This window comes from Syntrophorhabdaceae bacterium (assembly GCA_036504895.1).
Lineage (GTDB): Bacteria > Desulfobacterota > Syntrophorhabdia > Syntrophorhabdales > Syntrophorhabdaceae > PNOM01.
Genome location: DASXUJ010000092.1, coordinates 1 through 20,223 on the forward strand (window position 1 = coordinate 1; position 20,223 = coordinate 20,223).

Sequence of the window (20,223 nt, forward strand, 5' to 3'; positions counted from 1 at the left end):
GACAGGGGTTCTCTTAAAGAACCTTGATCCTGATGGGTGACTGGTGAGATCGGCATGAACCGGTCGAAACCGAGCGAACGAAGACGCGGGCGCAGAGAGGAAAAGGATGGCAAGAAACCTATCGTTTTGTGGTATTACACTCCCTGCAGACCGTCAGGTTTTTGCAGTAGGGGAAGAATTATCTCTTGACAGGGAGCCCTCTAATGGGCGACCCCTTTTTCCCCCTTTCTCTTTATACCTCGGGTAAGATTTAATGTGAGTCAATTCGCAAAGCATAGCTTTGGTTTATTTTAGGTCAATAAGGGCGTAAAATTGAATAAATTATGTAATGAGTTAAAAATAGTTGGTTTAAAGGATAAACATGAAGACCAAGTACTATGTCAGATTTCTTAACAGGGCCGCTCATTTCGACGCCGATATCGAGCTGGTAGATGTGATCGGCTTCGCAAACACGGAAGGCAAAATTTGTTCCCCTGAGTCACCATATCTATTTGACTGCGTTGACCCTACACGCCATCCGCGGTTGGCCTGCCGTGCCAAAAGCGTACACAATCGTAACATTGCTATAACACGCCTGAAATCGACCCTCTGCGCTTCTTTCTTGAAGGATGCTTATGAGGACTTGACTATATATCTGAAAGATTTAATTTCAGGGGCAGCGCAACAAGGCCTTGATCCAGGAAGGCTTATTGGTGATCACAAGGATACGTTTGAAACAAACGTTATCCTGGCTTGTGGGTCCTGGGGAGCTGTGGTTAGGCTGGTATCAGACGCTCTGTTTAGAAAATTGGAGAACCTAAGGAACACTAAGGGTCTGCTGATGAAGATCAACAACAAATTAGATCTTCATGTTGAGGCAGCGAAGATTGATGCAGTGCTGCCGTATTTGGAAGTTCGCCACTTACTGGTTCATAAGGATGGGCTGGCTGACCAGAAATTTTGTGATGACTATCCTTCTATGGGCGCGATTAAAGGCAAGAAGCTAAAGCTTGACCATGTTTTGGTTGCCGGAGCCAGGGCCGCAATTGCGGATTTGGTAAAGGAGTTCGATGAAAAAGCGGTGGAAAACAATATCGTTCCCCGAAGCGACTTGCAGCCGTAGGGGGGACCGAAGGGGGACGGGCATCTTTGAAGAACTAATTTTCCGCGCACGTTCCGAGGAACCAGCGAGGCCGGTTTCCGAGATGTAGTTCGTGTAAGCAAGCTCAGTGGTTAGTCGGAGGCCTATGTTTTCGAGCGATAATGTTGAAGAGCGCGGGCTACCCGGAGCGGGTGCGGGAACCTACTATGCCGCCGCTAGTGTCGTATCCGATGCCGCCGAAATGTCCAAATCCCATATTGAGACAAGATTTCCCGACACCTCCTCGCTCAACATACTGTTGGCAAGGGACCGGAATCGAACCGGGTAAAGCAGATGTGGGTCTGTATCGGTTGGCGGAGCAGAACGGCTAACCAGGCTGCCGGGGAGGGTTACCTAAACATGGACATTGGCGGCGTACTCTGAGGTGAACATCCCAGTTTGATACCCACCGGGTCTGTATTGTAATGGGAGAAGGACATGGACATACATCTAATTGAAAAGCTACATCCATTCCAGATAATCGACACAAAAAGGGACCTACATGAGAGCGGCTTCTGGAAGATTTCTGAAGAAACGGCGAGGCGAGCGATAAATGGAAATATCTACTTCCATCGGAAACAAGCAGAGCCATCTGGCGAGTGGGGAACGTAGTTGACCATGTTGACAAGCCAGCCCATGTCCTAGCACCCCTGATCTTTGAGTTTCTGTCCTTCATAATTTAGTCACGATAGTCAACTACGTCTCTTATTGTGTCCCAGTTTTTGCTTGATATTTCATCGCACATGGAAGAGAATGAATTCTATACGGAAAAATGTATTGTGGTTTGGGGAAGGATCAAGTGCCACTTTTTGGGATGTCTCCGAGTGGCTCACGAATGAATTTTTGCCAGGTGAGGACAAGGTGAAATGAGCAAATATCAAACTTTGGTCAAGATATTAGATGAACTCAGAAAAGAAGCTCCGGCAGAGTACAAAAGATACTATCCGATAGAAACAAATGTGGACGAGCTAAATAGGGCAAGAGCGCGGGCGTATATACACCTCTTCTTGAAAGTCAAATTCGGTCTCGCCACTTTTGGCGAAAGAGAAATGTTCATAACAGATGATACCTTCGATGGTGGAATCGACGGCTACTATATAGATGCGGAACATAAACGGATATATTTTCTTCAGTCAAAATTCAGAGTTAGCGAAGAGAACTTCGAAAATAAAAACATAGATCTGGAAGACCTCTTCAATATGGAATTGGACCGAATCACGAAAGGCGAGAGGGAGAGTTCTGGAGGTATACCGTTCAACAGTAAGGTACAGAAGTTGATCGATCAAATTCAACAAATTGACGATTATGCAAAATACAGAGAAACGGTAATCCTCCTTGCTAACCTCAAAGACAAATATAAGCCCAAAATCAAGTCTATAACCGTGTTTCCTGCCCAGATTTATGATTACGATCGTTGCTACAATGAATTGGTTTTCCCTGTTGTCTCTGGGACCTTCTTTGACCCAAAAGAGCTAAAGATAACAATTAACGTGAACTCGAAGAGCGCGGGTAACAGGATAGATTATTATGTCGATACCGCGGTCAAAGAGTGCAATATAACGGTATTATTTGTGCCAACCATTGAAATTGCAAAGATTCTATATAAGTACAAAAATTCAGTCCTAAAGTATAATCCGAGAAGTTATCTGGAACTGGCGGCAGGATCAGTGAATAGGCGCATCCAGGAATCCATTACAAACATCAGTACAAATGAATTTGCCCTTTATAATAATGGGATCACCATGCTATCTGATAATACGTTCTATAGTGATAGGATTGGCAAAAAGGGAGAGGCAGAGCTAATCGTCACAAATCCACAGATAATAAACGGGGGCCAGACTGCGTTCACACTGAGCAGAATATACGAAGATCGACTGAAGTCTGTTCTATCTATGGAACTCTTTAACAATAAGGAAGTGTTGCTTAAGGTCATCACATTTACTGAAGACAATAACGGAGAAATTAATGAAAGCCAAAAGCTGGCGTTAATAGAATCGATATCGCGGGCAACGAATGATCAGACGGAAGTGACCGAGGCGGATCGGCGGTCCAATGAGAAAGTTCAAATAGAATTACAAAATAGCATCTTTCAAGACTTTGGCTATTTCTATGAAAGGAAAAGGGGCGAATTTGGTGATGGACTTCGCAACAAATACATAGACAGATCGAAAATCATCGATCGCGAGGTTTTCTTGCGAATTTGCCTGTCAATAAACGGCAATCCGGGACAGTCGAGAAGAGCCAGCACTCGTCAATTATTCATGAAAGATATTTTCGGGAAGACTTTGTGCGATCTGTCCCAGTATCGAAAGTACTTCTTCGGGTACAAAGCATACGAGTACTTAAACGAGATTCAAAGGTCATTTGAGAAAGACTGGAATAATAGATACGGACAGGCGCAATATGGATATGGATTACGATATGGAAAGATTGCTATGGTGGGGATTATCGCGCAACGCTACGACGGTAGCGAAGGCGACACTTTCGAAGAACGAGTCAAGGAAGCCGCGCATGAAATTTTAGGCGGGTGGACGCAATTTGAAGAGCACATAAAAGCCCAGCCCGAAAACAGGACTTATTTCCGACGGTATACCGATCCAGAGTCTGGCCAGGAAATTCTCGAAGTCAATTTTGATAACTATTATAAAGGCAGGACGCTTCCGGGCGATTTGGCGAGGTTTTTTGGATAGAGGGTCCTAAAATAGCAGGACAGTGGGACGAAGGCCGACCCCCGTCGCAAAAGCGTCTGGGAACGCCTAAGGGACGTAGTTGACCAGGCGTGACAAACTCTCATTCTCCCCATCGGGAGGCTTTCCCATTATTCTATCCTTATTCCCATAATTTCATTGTTCTCCTATTCCATTCTATTTTCAAGCTCATAATTGCCAAAAGACATCTCGAATCGTTGGTCCCTCTTTGCCAGGCAGCATAAGGATCGGCAAAGTAGACGGCAAGGCCGGTCCTTTTCTCTATCTCTTTAAACTGAGAGAACTCTTTGCCGTTATCCACCGTTAAAGTAGCGCGCAGTCTCTTCGGCACCTTCCGGAAGTGTGCGATGCTCTCGGAGGTCATGCTCAGGGCTTTTTTATCGAGAAGCTTTCCCGCAATAAGGTATCGGGATTTACTCTCTACATGAGTCATGAGTGCCCACGGCACCGTGAAATGTCACAAATTTGACATAACAAACAATGTGCCCTCGCAAGGAGAGGCTATGAACTATACCCGACGCTTCTACGCTAAACCCCTGCGGCCACGGGTTTATCGTGGCCGCGTCGAGTGGACGCCGCAATTGGGTAGGTGGTTCAGATGCGTCGTCAGGGGAGCATCTCAGACCGGAGGCGTATATGCATACGCAGGAGGGCTAGAGCGGACCATGGCGGTGCATATGGGCCGCCTGCCCAATTGCGGTGGCCGCACGACTCACACGACTTTTCGACTTTGAAGACTCTTCGGCTTTGAAGACTTTTCGACTCACACGACTTTTCGACTTTGAAGATCACACGCCGTTGACGGTCTTGAGGGCCTGCCCGCCCTACCCCACACATACTCCCCCACAACTCCCCCCCCGATAATGGTATGCATCTTGCAGCGCGATTTGCATGGCAAGCCCTAAGACCGATCTCCTCGAAAACGCGTTCTCCGAGTTCACCAAGGCCTCCGATTCCATCATCAGCTACTACAATGCCCTCGAAAACCAGATAAAGGAATTGAAAAAGGAGATCGAGCAGAAGAACGGGGAGCTCCTCCAATCAAAGGAATACCTCCACCAGATCCTCAACTCCCTGCCTGTGGGGGTGGTGGTGGCGGAGAAAAAGAAGATCACCTTCTCCAACATAAAGGCCGAGCAGCTCGGCTCCGTCGGCATATTGAGCAAGCTCAAGAGCAGCGCGAACCATATGGGTGAGTTCAAAAACGGCAGGGGCCACTTCAGGTGGAGAAAAGAGACCCTTGCGGACGGGCTCGAAGGCCGGGAAGTGGTCGTATTCGAGGACGTCACCGAGATCGAGCGGATGAAGGAGAGGCTCGAACGGGACGAGAGGCTTCGGGCAATGGGTGAAATGGCCGCCCGCATCTCCCACGAGATAAAGAACCCCCTGGGCAGTATGGAGCTCTTCCTTTCCATGCTGCAAAGCGAGAAGCTCCGGGCGAAGGAGAAGCAATACGTGGACCACGTGCTCTTCGGCGTCAAGACCATCGACCGTATCATCAATAATATCCTCACCTATACACGGCCCAAGACCCTGGCCCTCAAGAGCGGAAAGCTTTCGAAAGCCGTGGAAGACGTGCTCGATTTCATGTCGATCTCGGCCAAAAGCCGCGAGATCGACGTCCTTTTTTCGAGCCCCTTTGACGGGGCCGTCCGCTTCGATCCCGATCTCATGAAGCTCGTGCTCATGAATTTCCTGAGCAACGCCATGGAGGCGATCGACCGTAACGGCGAGATATCGGTGGAGATAAGGTCAGACGAAAAATACGTGCTCGTCCACATCAAGGACAGCGGTTCGGGCATGTCGGAGGAAGTGAGGAAGAACATATTCAACCCCTTCTTCACCACGAAGGATAAAGGCGTGGGCCTGGGGCTCTTTATCGCCCACAACATCGTAAAGGCCCATGACGGTTACATCGAGGTCGAATCCGCGGAAGGCTCGGGTTCCTCTTTTTTCATCTACCTCCCCAAGGACAGGATATGAGGACCAACGTACTCGTAGTGGATGATGATTATCACATGAGGCTCGCCCTCACGGAATCGTTGAGCAAGGCGGGATACGCGGTCTCCGTTGCCGAAGACGGCATGGAAGCGGTCGAGGCGGTGAGGCAGAAGCCCTTCGATGTCATGATATCGGATGTAAAGATGCCGCGCTTAAACGGCATGGAGCTTCTCTCTCAGGTAAAAGAGATGTCCCCCCTCCTTCCCGTAATCCTCATCACCGGCTACGGCACGATCCAGGACGCGGTCCGGGTGATAAAGGAAGGCGCCTTCGACTACATTCAGAAGCCCTTCAATACGGAGACCCTCTATAACGTGGTGAAACGGGCCCTTACCGTCAATTCGGGCAGGATCGTCTATGCGTCGAGGGAGATGAAGGCGGTCCTCATGAAAGCGGAAAGGGTGGCGAAGTCGGATACTACCGTCCTCGTCCTCGGTGAAAGCGGGGTGGGCAAGGAGCTGATCTCGCGCTACATCCACGAGAACAGCGACCGCCAGGGAAAGCCTTTTGTGGCCGTAAACTGCGCGGCCCTGCCGGAGAACCTCCTTGAAAGCGAGCTTTTCGGCTACGAGAAGGGCGCCTTCACCGGTGCGAACATAAGGAAACCGGGTAAATTCGAGCTGGCTGACAGGGGCACTATCCTTCTCGATGAGGTCACGGAGATGGATTTCCGTCTCCAGGCAAAGCTCCTGCGTGTGCTCCAGGAAAAAGAGATCGAGATCTTGGGCGGCAAATTCCCCAGGAAAGTTGACGCCCGTGTCATTGCCGCGACCAATAAAAACATGGCCAAGCTCGTGGAAGAAGGGAAGTTCCGGGAGGACCTTTACTACAGGCTCAATGTCTTTCCCGTGCTCGTACCCCCTTTAAGGGAGCGGAGGGAGGATATCCCGGAGCTCGTGGCATATTTATTGAAGAAGTATTCCAAAGGAATGGATACCCGAATCGACAAAGAAGCCATGGAGTACCTGAAAGCCCAGCCGTGGAAAGGAAACGTCCGGGAATTGGAGAATACCATCGCCAGGGCATGTATTCTTTCCAACTATTCCGTCATTAAAGTGACGGATCTTAAAAGTGGGGATGACGCAAGGGAAGCGGCCCCCGGAGGGTCCGTCAAGGAAATGGAAACAAAGCTCATACTCGATGCACTCAAATCGGTGAGGGGAAACAGGACGAGAGCGGCCTCCATCCTCGGCATCACGGTAAGGACGCTCCGCAACAAGATAACCGAATACAGAGAAATGGGGATCGAAGTCCCTGTGAAGGAGTATTGATGGAAGTGCTCGGTCTGGTCGAAAAAGCAATGAACATAAGGGCATTCTACCACAAGGTCCTCGCGGGCAACGTGGCGAATGTGGAGACTCCCCATTATAAGGAAAAAGATATCGATTTCAACCGCGCCCTCGAGACCAACATGAGGAAGGTCGAGGATATCCAGGTGGGAGAGAAAGAGGATTACAACGGCCTCAATTCGACTGACGGGAATACGGTCAACATGGAGGACCAGGTCACGAAATTGACCGAGAATAATCTCTATTTCAATTCCCTCACCAAGATAATGACGAAAAAATTTGCCGTCATGAGATATATCATCACCGAAGGAAAGGGAGGCTGATCATGGGAATCCTGAACATTCTTAAAATAGGCGCGTCGGCGCTCAACGCTCAGAGGCTGCGGATGGAGACTATCGCCACGAACCTGGCGAACGTAAACAGCACGAGGACCGATGAGGGCGGACCCTACAAAAAGAAGGAAGTCACCTTCACGCCCACCGACCTCTCGGAGAACAAAATGTTCGGCCGCATGCTGAATGAAAAGATCGAAGGGGTAAAGGTCGAGGAGGTAAAGATGAGCGACCGGCCCTTTCAAAAGGTCCACGACCCCGGCCATCCGGATGCGGACCAGGAGGGATACGTCACCTATCCCAACGTCAACCTCATGGAAGAAATGGCGGACATGATGGTCGCCACAAGGGCATACGAGGCGAATGTCAATGTGGTCAATACCACGAAGGACATGTTCCTGAAAGCGCTTGATATAGGCAGGTAGGAGGCGCCATGAAGATCGAAAACATTAACCTCGGGTCCCTCGCTGAAAATAAGGCGGCCAGGCCGGAAAAAAAGGCGACAGTATCTTTCGACCAGGTCCTGAAGGATTCCATCAGTAAAGTAGGGGAGCTGGAGAAAGATGCCAATAACCAGATCGAGAAGCTCACGAAGATGGAAACCCAGGACGTTCACAATACGATGATCGCCATGGAAAAGGCAGACCTCTCCTATCACCTCATGATGCAGGTGAGGAACAAGATCATAAGCGCCTACGAAGAGATAATGCGGATGCAGGTGTAAGAGATGGAAGAATACTTAAATAAAGCGAAGACTCTGCTCAAGGAAATCCCAAAGGCCAAGCTCTACACTTATGTGGCCATCCTGGTGGGACTCATCGGAGCCCTGGTGATAGGTCTTTCCTTTATGGGCAAAGAACAATACCATACCCTCTTTGCCGGTCTGTCCACGGAAGATGCCTCCATGATCGTCACCAAGCTCAAAGAGCAGAAGGTTCCCTACAAGCTCGGGCTGGGAGGGAACACCATCTCCGTTCCGAAAGAAAAAGTGTACGATGTGCGTCTCATGCTCGCATCCCAGAATTCACTTCCGGGAGGAGGAGGGGTAGGCTTCGAGCTCTTCGATAAGACGAATTACGGCATGACCGAATTCATGCAGAACATAAATTATAAACGGGCCATACAGGGCGAGCTGTCGAGGACGATCAACCAGATGCCCGAGGTAAAGGCATCGAGGGTCCATCTCGCCATACCGGAGAAAACCCTTTTTACGGAAAAGGAGAAGGAGGTCACCGCCTCCGTATTCTTAAAGCTCAAACCGGGCAAAGTCCTCGCAAAAGACCAGGTAGGCGGCATCGTCCAGCTCGTGTCGGGAAGCATCGAGAACTTGAAGCCGGAAAATGTCTCGGTTATAGACTCTTCGGGAAAGATCCTCTACAAGAGCGGCCAGGCCGACTCCCCCCTCGTCCTCTCCGGGCAGCAGTACGAGCTCCAGAAGAACGTGGAGAAGAGGATGGAAGAATCTATCCAGTCCATGCTCGATAAATTCATTCCCGCGAGCAAATCGATCGTTCGGGCGAACGTGGAGCTGAACCTGAGAAAAATCGAAAAGATGGAAGAAGAATATACTCCCGGGAAGAGCGCGGTCACCAACGAAAGGAAGAGCAGGGAAAAATCGACGAGCCAGAACCCCAAACCCGGAGGCGTGCCCGGAGTGGCATCGAATAGCCCCCAGACCACGGCTACTCTGCCCGGCCAGGCGCCTGCAGGCGGTTCCAAACAGGAAGCCGCCATGAAGACCAACGAGTCCGAAAGGGAAGAAAGCCAGATCTCCTACGAGGTCAGCAAGTCGGTGAGGAAGATCGTCGAGCCCTTCGGCGATATAAAGAAAATGTCCCTGGCCATCGTACTCGACGGCAAATATGAAAGGGTGAAATCGGGCAAGACGGAAGAGATCAAATATACCCCCAGGTCCCAGAAAGAACTGAACGACGTGAAGAACCTCGTGGCACGGGCCGTCGGCTATAACGAGGAGCGGGGCGACAAGATAGAGGTCCAGAACATCCCCTTCGAGACGGACAGCTTCGCCGATGAAAAGGCCGTCATGGAAAAGGCGGAGCGGAACGAGATGATCTTCAACATGGGCAAATACGTCTTCTACATCGCCATTCTTCTCTCCCTCTTCTTCTTCGTGGTACGGCCCATACTCAACATGCTGAAAAAACGGGGCGGCGAGGCCCTTCCCCTCAATCAGATAAAAGACCTTTATATAAAAGGCGGAGAAAAACCGGAGAAGGGGCAGAAAGGCCAATTGCAGCCGCCTCAGACGCCTGCCCTCGAAGATAAGCCGCCCAACCCGGCGCTTGAAGCGATGAAGGATAAGACGCTGGTGGGCTCTATAATAAAAGAATGGGTGAGGGAAGGAATATAAATGGAAGCAGCCGACGAAATCTCCGGAATAAGGAAGGCCGCCGTTCTCCTCCTCACTATGGATGAGGAGGTATCGAAGGAAGTCATCAAGGACCTTTCGGAAGAAGAGATCGAGGCCCTCGGAAAAGAGATGGGCCAACTCACCTTCATTTCCGAAAACCTGATAAACAAGGTCCACGAAGAATTTACGAAAAAGCTAAACAAGCGGAATAAAACCATAGTCGGCGGGGAGAACAAGTTCAAACAGCTCATCAAGCAGAGCCTTGGAGACGAAAAGGCGGAGCTCTTTCTCGAGACCATGGAGAACAAAAAAGGCATGCCCGGTGAATTCTTAAGAAGGTGTGATCCCCGAATGCTTGCGAACGTCCTGAGGGGTGAGCACCCGCAGACCACGGCCCTCGTCCTTTCCACATTGGGCACGAAAAAAGCGGGTGAAGCCATAGGCGCGCTCCCGGAGCGGGTGCAGAGCGACGTGGTGATGAGGATGGCGAATCTCGCAAAAGTAGACACGAAGATTCTCGAAGAGATAGAAACGGTCCTCAAGGAACAGCTCGAAGCAACGGGCGTGGTCGAAGGACGGCAGCTCGGCGGTGTTGAAGTCGTGGCGTCCATTTTCAACCAGATGGACCGCGCCCTGGAGACCGAGCTTCTCGGGAAGGTCGAAGAACTCGATCCCGACCTCGCGGAAAAGATACGGAACCTCATGTTCACCTTCGAAGATCTCATCCAGCTCGACGACCGGGGAGTCCAGGTGCTCCTGAAGGAAGTATCGTCCGAAGACATCTCGGTTGCCCTGAAAGGCGCATCGGAATCCATGAAGGACAAAGTATTTGCCAACATGTCGGAAAGGGCATCGGCCATGCTCAAAGAGGACTTGGAGGCCATGGGTCCCGTCAGGCTCTCCGATGTGGAGAAGGCCCAGGTGAAGGTCGCAATGGTCGCGAAGAGGCTCGAGGGAGAAGGGAAGATAATCCTCTCGAGGGGCGGTGAAAAGTTTGTCTGATCCCGTCGAATCCTTTATCCTCTCCTCGTCTTTCGGGGATGGGGAGACCGCGTGGGAGCCGAAGAAGGACGAGGAAAACGAGTTCGTCTGCCTCTTCGAGCCGGTTCCCGTACGCCGGGATGATCAGTTCGATGACGAGGGCAATGAGGAGGCGGAGGCGGCCACAGAGGAAGAAGAATACGAAGCTGAATATGCAGCGGCCGACGAGCCGGAACCCCCGGAAGAGCCGCCTGTCGACATCGAGGCGGAAACAAGGAAGATCTTCGAAGAAGCCTTTACCCAGGGAGAGAAGGCGGGATACGAGATGGGCCTCCAGAAGGTCGAGCCCCTCGCCAAAAGACTCGCCCGCCATATCGGTGAATTGGATGGCTTCAAAGAGCAACTGGTCACGCGGGCTCACGGCATGGCCCTGGACCTTGCCCTCGCCTTTGCCGAGGCAGTGGTGCTCCGACGCTGCAACGACTGCGAAGAGGTCGTCTCCGATATGGTGAGGAAAGCCCTCGATATCTGCGAGACGAAAAGCGAGATCCTTATCCGGGTGAGACCCGACGACGCACACCACATCGGCTACGAGGGAAACGGCTTCGTAAAGGTCGTGCCCGACGATTCCATCCGGGAGCCCGGTTTTGTGATCGAGACCAATTTCGGCGATATCGACGGAAGGATATCGACCCAGATAGAAGAGCTTAAAAGAAGGGTTTACGAATGAGCAGTCTCGATGAGGGAGCGGAAGCCGCCCTCCGGGAGAAGGTTTCAGGATTTTACCCTTACCGGGTGTACGGAAGGGTAAACCAGATCGTCGGTCTCGTGATCGAGGGCAAAGGCCCCATATCTTCGGTAGGCGACTCGGCGCTCATCTATCCCGTGGACGGCACCCATCCCATCGATGCCGAAGTGGTAGGCTTCAAGGATGGGAAAACACTCCTCATGCCCCTCGGTGATCTGAGGGGGGTCGGCATCGGCTCAAAAATATTGTCGAAAAAACGGACGGTCAACACGGCGACAGGGAGCGGATTTCTGGGAAGGGTCGTCGACGGTCTCGGCAACCCCATGGACGGCAAGGGCCCCATCGTCCACGATGCCTTCGTCCCGATCTACCGGGAGACGGTAAACCCCATGATGAAGAGGCGCATCACCGAACCCCTCGACCTGGGCATCCGGAGCATGAATGGGCTCCTCACCTGCGGAAAAGGACAAAGGATCGGCATCTTTGCCGGCTCCGGGGTGGGTAAAAGCGTGCTCATGGGTATGATTGCCCGCCACACGGAGGCACATGTAAACGTAATCGGCCTCATAGGCGAGCGAGGCAGGGAGGTGCGGGAGTTCATAGAGCGTGACCTGGGCGACGGGATCGACCATTCCGTGGTCATTGTGGCAACGTCGGACCAGCCTCCCCTCATCCGGGTGCGGGCCGCCTTTCTCACCGTTGCCATGGCCGAATATTTCAGGGACCAGGGAAATGACGTCCTCCTTCTCATGGACTCCCTCACCAGGTTCGGCATGGCCCAGCGCGAGGTAGGCCTCGCCATAGGCGAGCCCCCCACGTCCAAGGGGTACACCCCGAGCGTCTTCTCGCTCCTCGCCAAGCTCCTCGAAAGGGCGGGCAACGGCGAAGGGGTCGGCACCATGACCGCCATCTACACGGTCCTCGTCGAAGGCGACGACCTCGACGATCCCATTGTGGACGCGGCCAGGTCGATCCTCGACGGACACGTGGTGCTCTCCCGGAAGCTCTCCGATATGAACCATTATCCTCCCATAGACGTATTGAGGAGCATCAGCAGGATCATGAAGGATATCGCCCCCAGGGAGCAGGTCGAAGCCGCCTCCAGGATGGTGGAGATCCTCTCCGAATACGAGCGCGCCGAGGATCTCATTAACATAGGCGCCTACAACCCCGGGAGCAACAAGAAGATCGACTACGCGGTCTCCATGGTAGACAAGGTAAGGATGTTCATGCGACAGGGAATAGACGAAAAAGCCACCCTGGAGGACAGCTTCAACAGCATGAAAATTCTCTTCTACGCCCAAAACCAATAACGGGCCATGGCGAAATTCCGTCTCGAACGAGTAATAGAGATAAAGAACAAAGTCATGGACGACAAGCGCAACGACCTGGAGCGCGCCCGTGCCGCCCTTTACAAAACCCATCAAGCAGTCACCCGCCTGGAAGAGGAGATCGGAAGAAATTACCTGATCATGGAATCACCCATGGGGGGAAGCGATTTTTCCGTGCTGAAAGACTTCCTCTTTTCCCTCGATGCAAAAAAAGAGCATCTTCTCGACGAAGCCCGGAAGATCACCGCCCAAATCGCCTCCATAACCACCGAGCTTGTCGAGCTGGCAAAAGAGGTCAAGATGCTCGACTCCCTGAAAGCCAAAGCCATGGAAAGAGAAAAGAAGATGGGCAACAAGAAGGAGCAGAAGGCCCTCGACGACATGGCGCTGAGGATTTTGGAACGGAATAGAGACAGCCAATAATAGAGGCAGTCGATAGTCTCTAGTGGTTAGTAAAAAGGCAGTCTCTAGTCTCTAGTCTCTAGTGATGACAGAACTCTTCGGTTGATTCTCTCCCGATTTCCGATTTCCGATTTCCGATTTCCGATTTCCGATTTCCGATTTCCGATTTCCGATTTCCGATTTCCGATTTCCGATTTCCGATTTTGTTCTTTATCCGCTCTTTTCTTTCGTTGAACCGGTGGGCCTCGTTTTCTGCCGCAGGTAGGAAATATTTTCCCATGAGGAATTTATTTCCTTTTCTTTTCCGGGCTCTCAAGTTTTTAACTCACTGATATTGCTTATGTTTGTCAATGGCACGGTTCTTGTTACAGGTATGGACATGGAAACGTCATTCGCAACCACATTATTTGGCACTCAGGCAAGCCCGCTTGCTGCTTCTTCCGGGGTCAACGGCACGGGGAAGGATCCCAAGGCCTTTCTCAAAGTGTTGAAAGAGACTATGAAAGGGGATTCGAAGGGGGCTCATTCACATGGTACGGGCGGTAAAGGTAAATCGGGGACAAAGGCAGCCTCTGCGGATGAGCTGGCTACGTCACTCGATATATTGAATGCCCTTGCCTTACTCCCTGTCCTTCTGGCCGCACGCACTTCTGATTCAGCCGGCGCCGGCAGCGCCGCCGGAGCAGAGGCCTGTTCTACCCAGACCATGAGCGACCTTTTGGAGGCAATTGCCCAGGCACTCGATACAGGGAATGCTTCAGGCCTTCTCAAGGCCCTGGAGAGCGACCCCAAGCTCCGGAGTCTCCTTTCCGGCGGATCGGGAGCCCCATCAGGGAGTTCCAATCCCCTTCAGGTCATCTCATTTCCGACCTTTTTAGGGATAGGGGCCACGGTGGACAATTCGCCACGCACCGTGGAAGATTCCCTCGCCGCCCTTCTGGCTGTATTGAAAGAAGGCGCCGCAGGTCTTTCTTCTTCGGCTGACGGGGCAAAGGCATTGGATCTTTCGGTGAAGAGCGAAACAAAGGCGCCATCCTCCGATTCGGATCCATCTCGTGGGGCGGACGACGCCGCAAAGAGCGCCATGCTGCTCGGTTCCCTGTTTCCCGGTCTTGTTCAAGGGTCAACCGCGGCAGCGACAGGGCCGGATCAGTCGGGAGAGCAGAGTACCGGCAGGGGATCTTTTCCCATCCCCGCGGAGATTCTCGCAGCCATACAGTCAAAAACCTCAACCGCCATAAAGGGTCCCGCTGAAAACAGCCTGTCCGCGGGACAGGGCCGGGTAGCTGAAGGGCTTTCCGAGGACTACCTTCTCCTGAATGGAAAGCAAGCCGCGCAGAACACATCTTCCAAAGGGAGCAGTACTTTTGAGGAAATCCTCTCTTCCGCGGCACACGCAGATGAGCCGGCGGAAGCGGACGTCCCCCTCGCGCCCCTCAATGGTGAAATCCTTCGTGGAAAGGGCGGGCTTTTTGATCGCCTTCATGAGGCACACGACCGGACGGGACAGGCAAAATCAGTCAGTTCAGGGGCAGAGGCAGGACTCAACAGGCAGGTCGACCTTCTCTCCGATGAGAACCCCGCGGACCCGGCAGCTCTTATTGAGAATAAAGACCTCTTGGCCTCCCTCCCGGAGGAAAAAGTCTCGATAAAAGGTATGGGAGATGAGGCGAAAGCAGCGAAAGCGGACGTCCAGGGAGATCCTTCGGACCTGAAGAATGATTCTCGCCAGCTTTCCGGCGACGCTCCGGCGCAGGTGCGTTCGGCCCAGGAAAAAGAGCAGGCGGGCGCACTCGCGAAAGGCTCCTACCCATCCACAATGGTAAGCAAGATAGAGGAGATAGCTGCAAATTATTCCGCCAGGGGCCACTCGGCCGATATGGTGCTCCGCCTCAACATCGATGACCGTGAGTCGATCCTCGTAGGTCTCAAAGAGCAGGCGGGCAAGGTTGTGGTCGAGGTGAGGGCAGCGAGCGAAGGGATTATGAATACCCTTCAGCTTCACAAAGATGCGATCACCAGAGAACTCGAGCAGAAAAACATTTACACGACTATATACGTCGATTCCAACGGACAGGAGAATGCCCGCAATGGCGGGGGCCGGAGGGAAAGGCAGGAGCGTGACGGGAATAAGGGAAATCCCGAAGAATTCGGGAGTCTCTTCGACACCCTTGCATAAAAAGGAGGCGCCATGTCAGTAGCAAGCACCGCAGCAACCAATACGAGCGTAGCGAACACCGCTACAGGTATGAAGTCGGGGACCATCGATAAAGAGGCGTTCCTGAGCCTGCTCGTGACCCAGCTCAAGTACCAGGACCCGCTCAATCCCCAGGACCCGAGCGAGTTCGTAAGTGAGCTCGCCCAGTTCTCCACCCTGGAGCAATTGACCAACATGTCGTCTTCCCTGGATTCATTGGCCACAAAGACCACGTCCGCCCAATGGATTTCAGCCATCGGGAAACGGGTCAATGCACCGAGCTCCACCCTCTCGCCCGGAGACGAGGTGGTAATATCGCCTCAGAGCGATTATGACACGGTAACCCTGAAGCTCAAGGATAGCTCCACGGGAGAGGTGACCACAAAGACTTTATACAAGGGCGAATCCCTCACCTACACGAACGACGGAGACAGCACGTACGCCATTGCGGCTCAGGCGACCAAGAATGGGACCGCCGTATCCGCAGTCGTGACGGTACTCAAGAAGATAGCCGGCGTCAGCATGAGCGACACGGGCAACACCCTGGTCTTCAACGACGGCTCGACCATGGACGCCACCGGCGCAACAGTCATCACGGAATGAAAGCAAGTATAGAATAGGAGGCATATATGTTAAGTTCATTGTATTCAGGCATCAGCGGTCTTCTCACCAACAGCGAATCGATCAACGTCATCGGGAACAACATAGCGAACGTGAATACCGTCGGCTTCAAGGCGCAGAGGACCTCTTTCCAGGATATGCTCTATCAATCGATAGAGAGCGCCTCGGGCACGAGCCAGGTGGGCAGGGGCGCAATCCTTGCCTCTATCGAAACGTCATTTGCCCAGGGATCTTTCGAAAGCACCAGTTCTGCCACCGACCTCGCCATCGGAGGCACAGGGTTCTTCATGGTAAAAGCGGCAAATAACGGGACCGTGTATTATACGAGGTCGGGGAATTTCAACTTCGATGCCGACGGGAATCTCACCAACTCGGCCGGTTATATTCTTCAGGGAAAGGTGATCGACCGGGCAACCAATGCCCCCTACGGCGTGGATACGGACATCAACGTCTCCTCCCAGCCGAGCCAGCCCAAGTCGTCGGGCATGATCGGCATGGCCCTGAACCTTCAATCGACGGCCGTATGGAAAGGCACCCTGGTCCAGCCGACCGCAGGCCCTGTCAGCTCCATCGCGTTGAGCAACCTGAAGTATCCCAGGACGGGGGCGTATAGCGCCACCACCACGACCAGAACCGCGGCAGGGACCGGAACGAACGATATCACGGTTCCCGCGGGCGGAATGACCGGCACCCTCACGATCAACGGCACGTCCATCGATCTGGCGGCTTATAATGCGGGAGCAGGGGTGCAGAATATCGGCGATCTCGTCCTCGCCGTCAATGCGACGGCGGTCAATGTGACTGCCTCCGCAAGTGGAAATAAGCTTGTTCTCACCGCGGACGCCGCGGGGAACGATGTCATTGTCAGCACGGCCGGGGTCACGGGAGGAAACATCGGATGGACCTCCTCGGATATCGCAGGCGCGGGACTTTTCGGATACACCATGAATGTCTCTATTGACGGAACCTCCACCTACACGGCAAACATCGCCGCTACGGCCGGAGTCTCGACAAACTGGGCGGGATCGGGCCTCGATATCTCCTCGACCGCAATGGCCGCCGGCACCTCATCCTTCGCGGTGAATGGGTTCAGCCCCACGACCCAGTCGGCAACGGTCACCCCGAGCACCACGTCCAACTACTCCTCGTCGGTCACGGTCTATGACTCTCTGGGTCAGGGGCACGTGGTAACGGTCTATTTCAGGAAATCCTACGAGACGACCTCCCCTCAGACCAGTGTCTGGGAATGGCACGCATGCCTCAGTGCGAGCGACTCGGCCACAGGGGCAGATACACAGGTGGCGACCGGAAATCTCACGTTCAATGATTCAGGCGTGCTCACCGCGGGCGGCGACCCTATACCGGTAAATTTTAACTTCTCCCAGGGCGCGAGCGCCAATCAGATGATCGACCTCGTCTTTGGCCCGGGCTCGGGGGGAGGCACGACGACCCAGTACCCCATTGCCTCGACCACCAACTTTCAGACCCAGGATGGTTATGCGCCTGGAACATTGACCAGCCTGAGCGTCAGTTCCGACGGCGTACTGTCCGGCCACTATTCGAACGGACAGATCCTCGACCTCTACCAGCTCACTCTCGCGAGCTTTAGTAATCCCCAGGGGCTGACAAGGGAGGGCGGCAACCTCTTTACCGCGACCGTCGATTCCGGCGTAGCCTATACGAATACGCCGGGCGCGGGAGGCCTCGGTAACATCAATGCCAACTCACTCGAACAGTCGAATGTCGACCTCGCCACGGAATTCGTGAAAATGATCGTAGCCCAGAGGGGATACCAGGCAAGCTCCAAGGTCATCACCACGACCGATGAAATGCTGCAGGAGCTCATGTCGATCAAGAGATAATCTTCTTTACCGGCGGGAGGTCGAAGGCGGCCCCCGCCGGTCCATTTCATGCTTCGGGGATTTATCTCCCCCTTCCCGTGCCCTCTGCAATATCCATTGTCAATTACGTGACATAAAAGGGAAACCCTCAACCGTTTCCGTTGACTGTCACGCTTCATTTCCCCCTGCCCCAACCCCTCTTTTTCCCTAAATACCTTTATTTACAGTCATTTATATCATTGGCATACATATTGCTTCACCAAAGAAAAACGGAGGAGTGGGCCATGTCGGATGAAACCAATGAAGAAATAGCGGTAGAGGAAGAGGAACAACCGGTAAAAAAGAAGGGCAAGCTCATGTTGTTCCTGCTCATCATCCTCGTCGTCCTCGGTCTCGGAGGAGGCACCGGGTACTACTTTTACGGTCATAAGATCATGAAGATGCTTCCGGGCAGGTCCGCTGCTTCGGGTACCGTGGAAAAAGAGAAGGTAAAAGAAAAGGAAAAGGAGCATTCGAAAAAACAGATTCCCGGATATATTGTGGCCCTGGAGCCTTTCATTTTCAATGTCGCCGGCAACCCATCCAAATTTGCGAAAGTTTCAATCGGCATCGAGGTAAAAGACGCGAAGATCGCGGAAGAGACCAAGAAGATCCTGCCCGCGATCCGGGACAAAGTGCTTCTCGTTCTCGGAACAAAGCCCGCGGAAGCTTTCCTCGACGTGAGTCAGAGGGAGACGGTGAAGGCCGAGCTCCAGGATAAGGTGGGAAGTCTTTTCAAGGAAAGCAGCGAGCTCAGCGCCGTCTACATAACCGATATCATCATCCAGTAAGGGGCCGAAATGGATCAGGTATTATCTCAGGACGAAATCGATGCATTGCTTAAGGGACTTTCCGAGGGGGATATCGAGGAGCCGCCTCCGGAAGTGGTGGTCGAGCCGCAAATAGAGGCAAAAACCTTCGATTTCCTCAAATATACCAAGGGAAAGAAGGAGAAGCTGCCGGCCCTCGAGTTCATATGCGACAGGTTTTCCAAGTCCTTCAGGGCCTCTCTCTCCCTTTTCATCGAAAAAGAGGTGGAAGTGGGCACCACGCCCATACAGTACGTGGAGTACGGACAGTTCGTAAAGACCTTGCCCCTTCCCACCAACATGAACATCGTGGTGACCGAGAGCCTGAAAGGGTTCTTCATCGTCATCTTCGACGCGAAGCTGATCTTTTCCGTATTGGAGACGGTATTCGGAAGCGCCTCCATGTCCGCGCCGAGGGTGGAAGGAAGGGAATTTACCAAGATCGAGTTCAGCGTGATAAGGAAGCTCATCGAGCTCGTCTCGTCGGAAATGGAGAAGGCATGGTCGCCCGTCTATGAAGTCCGGTGCAAATATTCGAGATCCGAGATAAACCCGAATTATATCACCATGGTCACCCAGGACGAAGTGGTGAGCCTCTGGGAATTCGCCATAGAGGTGGGCGACATAAGGAGCTGGATGAAGGTCTGCATGCCTTACGGCATTCTGGAGACCATAAAAAGCTATCTTATCTCTACCCCTTCCAGGGAAGACATGGACATGAAGGACAAGTGGCACCGCAAACTTGCAGACCGCCTCCTGGATGTCCCTCTCGAGATACGGGCGGTCCTCGGCAGAAAACAGCTCTCCCTCCAGGAATTTCTCAAAATGACGGAGAGCAACGTGATCATCGTGGACAGGCACGTGAATGACCTCATCGATATTCAGGTTCATGAGAAGCCGAGGTTCAAAGGCAAGATGGGCATCCACAAGGGCAACAAGGCAGTGCGGGTAGAAGAAATACTCAATTAACAGGAGGCGGGATGGAAGAGTTACTCATAGAAAGTCAATCAGCGGGTTCCAAGAGAGTGGAGCTGAATATGGACAGCCTCCTCGATATCGCGGTCGAGATATCGGTGGAAATAGGCAGAACGAAAATGCCCATAGGCCAGCTTCTCTCCTTGTCGAAGGGCTCCATAATCGAGCTCAATAAGATCGCGGGGGAGTCGGTGGATATCCTCGTAAACGGAAAGCTCCTCGGCAAAGGGGAGATCGTGGTCGTGAACGAAAGGCTGGGAGTCAGGATAGTCGAGATCGTCACGCCCAAGGAGAGGGTCCAGGAACTCGGATAATGGAGAATATCTACCTTCAGATCATACGGGTCATCCTCGTGCTGGTGGCCATAGTGGCGGCAATGTTTATATTGCGCCGCTACGGGGGAAAGCTGAAGCTGAACCTGAAGCCCAGGGAAACCCCCTATAATTTAAGAAAAGCAG

The 20,223-nt window shown here is 52.8% G+C and carries 18 protein-coding genes and 1 pseudogene; 18 read left to right on the plus strand and 1 reads right to left on the minus strand.

What is annotated here, in order from left to right; genetic code table 11:
- The first annotated feature begins 361 nt into the window (after positions 1-361).
- Together VGJ94_13245 and VGJ94_13250 are read left to right on the plus strand one after the other, a co-directional pair.
- Positions 362-1,102: a hypothetical protein gene (locus VGJ94_13245; protein HEY3277580.1), complete on the plus strand. Its 741-nt coding sequence runs from the start codon at positions 362-364 to the stop codon at positions 1,100-1,102.
- An 884-nt stretch (positions 1,103-1,986) separates the two neighbouring features.
- Complete coding sequence (locus VGJ94_13250) at positions 1,987-3,810, plus strand: AIPR family protein (GenBank protein ID HEY3277581.1); 1,824 nt, start codon at positions 1,987-1,989, stop codon at positions 3,808-3,810.
- A gap of 208 nt (positions 3,811-4,018) precedes the next feature.
- On the opposite strand, the pseudogene VGJ94_13255 reads toward VGJ94_13250, so the two are convergent.
- A pseudogene (locus VGJ94_13255) lies at positions 4,019-4,261 on the minus strand (IS30 family transposase).
- A gap of 458 nt (positions 4,262-4,719) precedes the next feature.
- Here VGJ94_13255 and VGJ94_13260 point away from each other — a divergent pair.
- From VGJ94_13260 to fliN, 16 genes are all read left to right on the plus strand, one after another.
- Complete coding sequence (locus VGJ94_13260) at positions 4,720-5,811, plus strand: ATP-binding protein (GenBank protein ID HEY3277582.1); 1,092 nt, start codon at positions 4,720-4,722, stop codon at positions 5,809-5,811.
- Entirely contained in the window at positions 5,808-7,100 is a 1,293-nt protein-coding gene (locus tag VGJ94_13265; GenBank protein ID HEY3277583.1) for a sigma-54 dependent transcriptional regulator, read from the plus strand. The genes VGJ94_13260 and VGJ94_13265 overlap by 4 nt, the downstream gene beginning before the upstream one ends.
- Complete coding sequence (gene flgB / locus VGJ94_13270) at positions 7,100-7,441, plus strand: flagellar basal body rod protein FlgB (GenBank protein HEY3277584.1); 342 nt, start codon at positions 7,100-7,102, stop codon at positions 7,439-7,441. The genes VGJ94_13265 and flgB overlap by 1 nt, the downstream gene beginning before the upstream one ends.
- 2 nt (positions 7,442-7,443) lie before the next feature.
- Positions 7,444-7,875: a flagellar basal body rod protein FlgC gene (gene flgC / locus VGJ94_13275; GenBank protein ID HEY3277585.1), complete on the plus strand. Its 432-nt coding sequence runs from the start codon at positions 7,444-7,446 to the stop codon at positions 7,873-7,875.
- Positions 7,876-7,883: 8 nt separating this feature from the next.
- Positions 7,884-8,174 carry a flagellar hook-basal body complex protein FliE gene (gene fliE / locus VGJ94_13280; GenBank protein HEY3277586.1) on the plus strand — a complete coding sequence of 97 codons (291 nt, stop codon included), beginning with the start codon at positions 7,884-7,886 and terminating at the stop codon, positions 8,172-8,174.
- A gap of 3 nt (positions 8,175-8,177) precedes the next feature.
- The gene (fliF, locus tag VGJ94_13285; GenBank protein HEY3277587.1) at positions 8,178-9,821 is read left to right on the plus strand and encodes a flagellar basal-body MS-ring/collar protein FliF; all 1,644 of its coding nucleotides are present in this window, start codon (positions 8,178-8,180) and stop codon (positions 9,819-9,821) included.
- Positions 9,822-10,823: a flagellar motor switch protein FliG gene (gene fliG, locus VGJ94_13290; protein ID HEY3277588.1), complete on the plus strand. Its 1,002-nt coding sequence runs from the start codon at positions 9,822-9,824 to the stop codon at positions 10,821-10,823.
- On the plus strand, positions 10,807-11,532 hold the full coding sequence (locus tag VGJ94_13295) for a FliH/SctL family protein (GenBank protein HEY3277589.1): 726 nt from the start codon (positions 10,807-10,809) through the stop codon (positions 11,530-11,532). Before fliG ends, VGJ94_13295 begins: the two co-directional genes overlap by 17 nt.
- Positions 11,529-12,863, plus strand: coding sequence for a FliI/YscN family ATPase (locus VGJ94_13300; GenBank protein HEY3277590.1), 1,335 nt, complete (start codon positions 11,529-11,531; stop codon positions 12,861-12,863). Before VGJ94_13295 ends, VGJ94_13300 begins: the two co-directional genes overlap by 4 nt.
- Before the next feature lie 6 nt (positions 12,864-12,869).
- Entirely contained in the window at positions 12,870-13,304 is a 435-nt protein-coding gene (locus VGJ94_13305; protein ID HEY3277591.1) for a flagellar FliJ family protein, read from the plus strand.
- 358 nt (positions 13,305-13,662) lie between these two features.
- Entirely contained in the window at positions 13,663-15,462 is a 1,800-nt protein-coding gene (locus tag VGJ94_13310; protein ID HEY3277592.1) for a hypothetical protein, read from the plus strand.
- 12 nt (positions 15,463-15,474) lie between these two features.
- The gene (locus VGJ94_13315) at positions 15,475-16,083 is read left to right on the plus strand and encodes a flagellar hook capping FlgD N-terminal domain-containing protein (protein ID HEY3277593.1); all 609 of its coding nucleotides are present in this window, start codon (positions 15,475-15,477) and stop codon (positions 16,081-16,083) included.
- A gap of 26 nt (positions 16,084-16,109) precedes the next feature.
- Complete coding sequence (locus tag VGJ94_13320) at positions 16,110-17,963, plus strand: flagellar hook protein FlgE (protein ID HEY3277594.1); 1,854 nt, start codon at positions 16,110-16,112, stop codon at positions 17,961-17,963.
- Between the two features lie 263 nt (positions 17,964-18,226).
- Positions 18,227-18,772: a flagellar basal body-associated FliL family protein gene (locus VGJ94_13325; protein HEY3277595.1), complete on the plus strand. Its 546-nt coding sequence runs from the start codon at positions 18,227-18,229 to the stop codon at positions 18,770-18,772.
- A gap of 9 nt (positions 18,773-18,781) precedes the next feature.
- On the plus strand, positions 18,782-19,759 hold the full coding sequence (gene fliM / locus VGJ94_13330; GenBank protein HEY3277596.1) for a flagellar motor switch protein FliM: 978 nt from the start codon (positions 18,782-18,784) through the stop codon (positions 19,757-19,759).
- Positions 19,760-19,770: 11 nt separating this feature from the next.
- Positions 19,771-20,079, plus strand: a complete 309-nt coding sequence (gene fliN / locus VGJ94_13335) for a flagellar motor switch protein FliN (protein ID HEY3277597.1) — start codon at positions 19,771-19,773, stop codon at positions 20,077-20,079.
- The last annotated feature ends 144 nt before the right edge of the window (positions 20,080-20,223 follow it).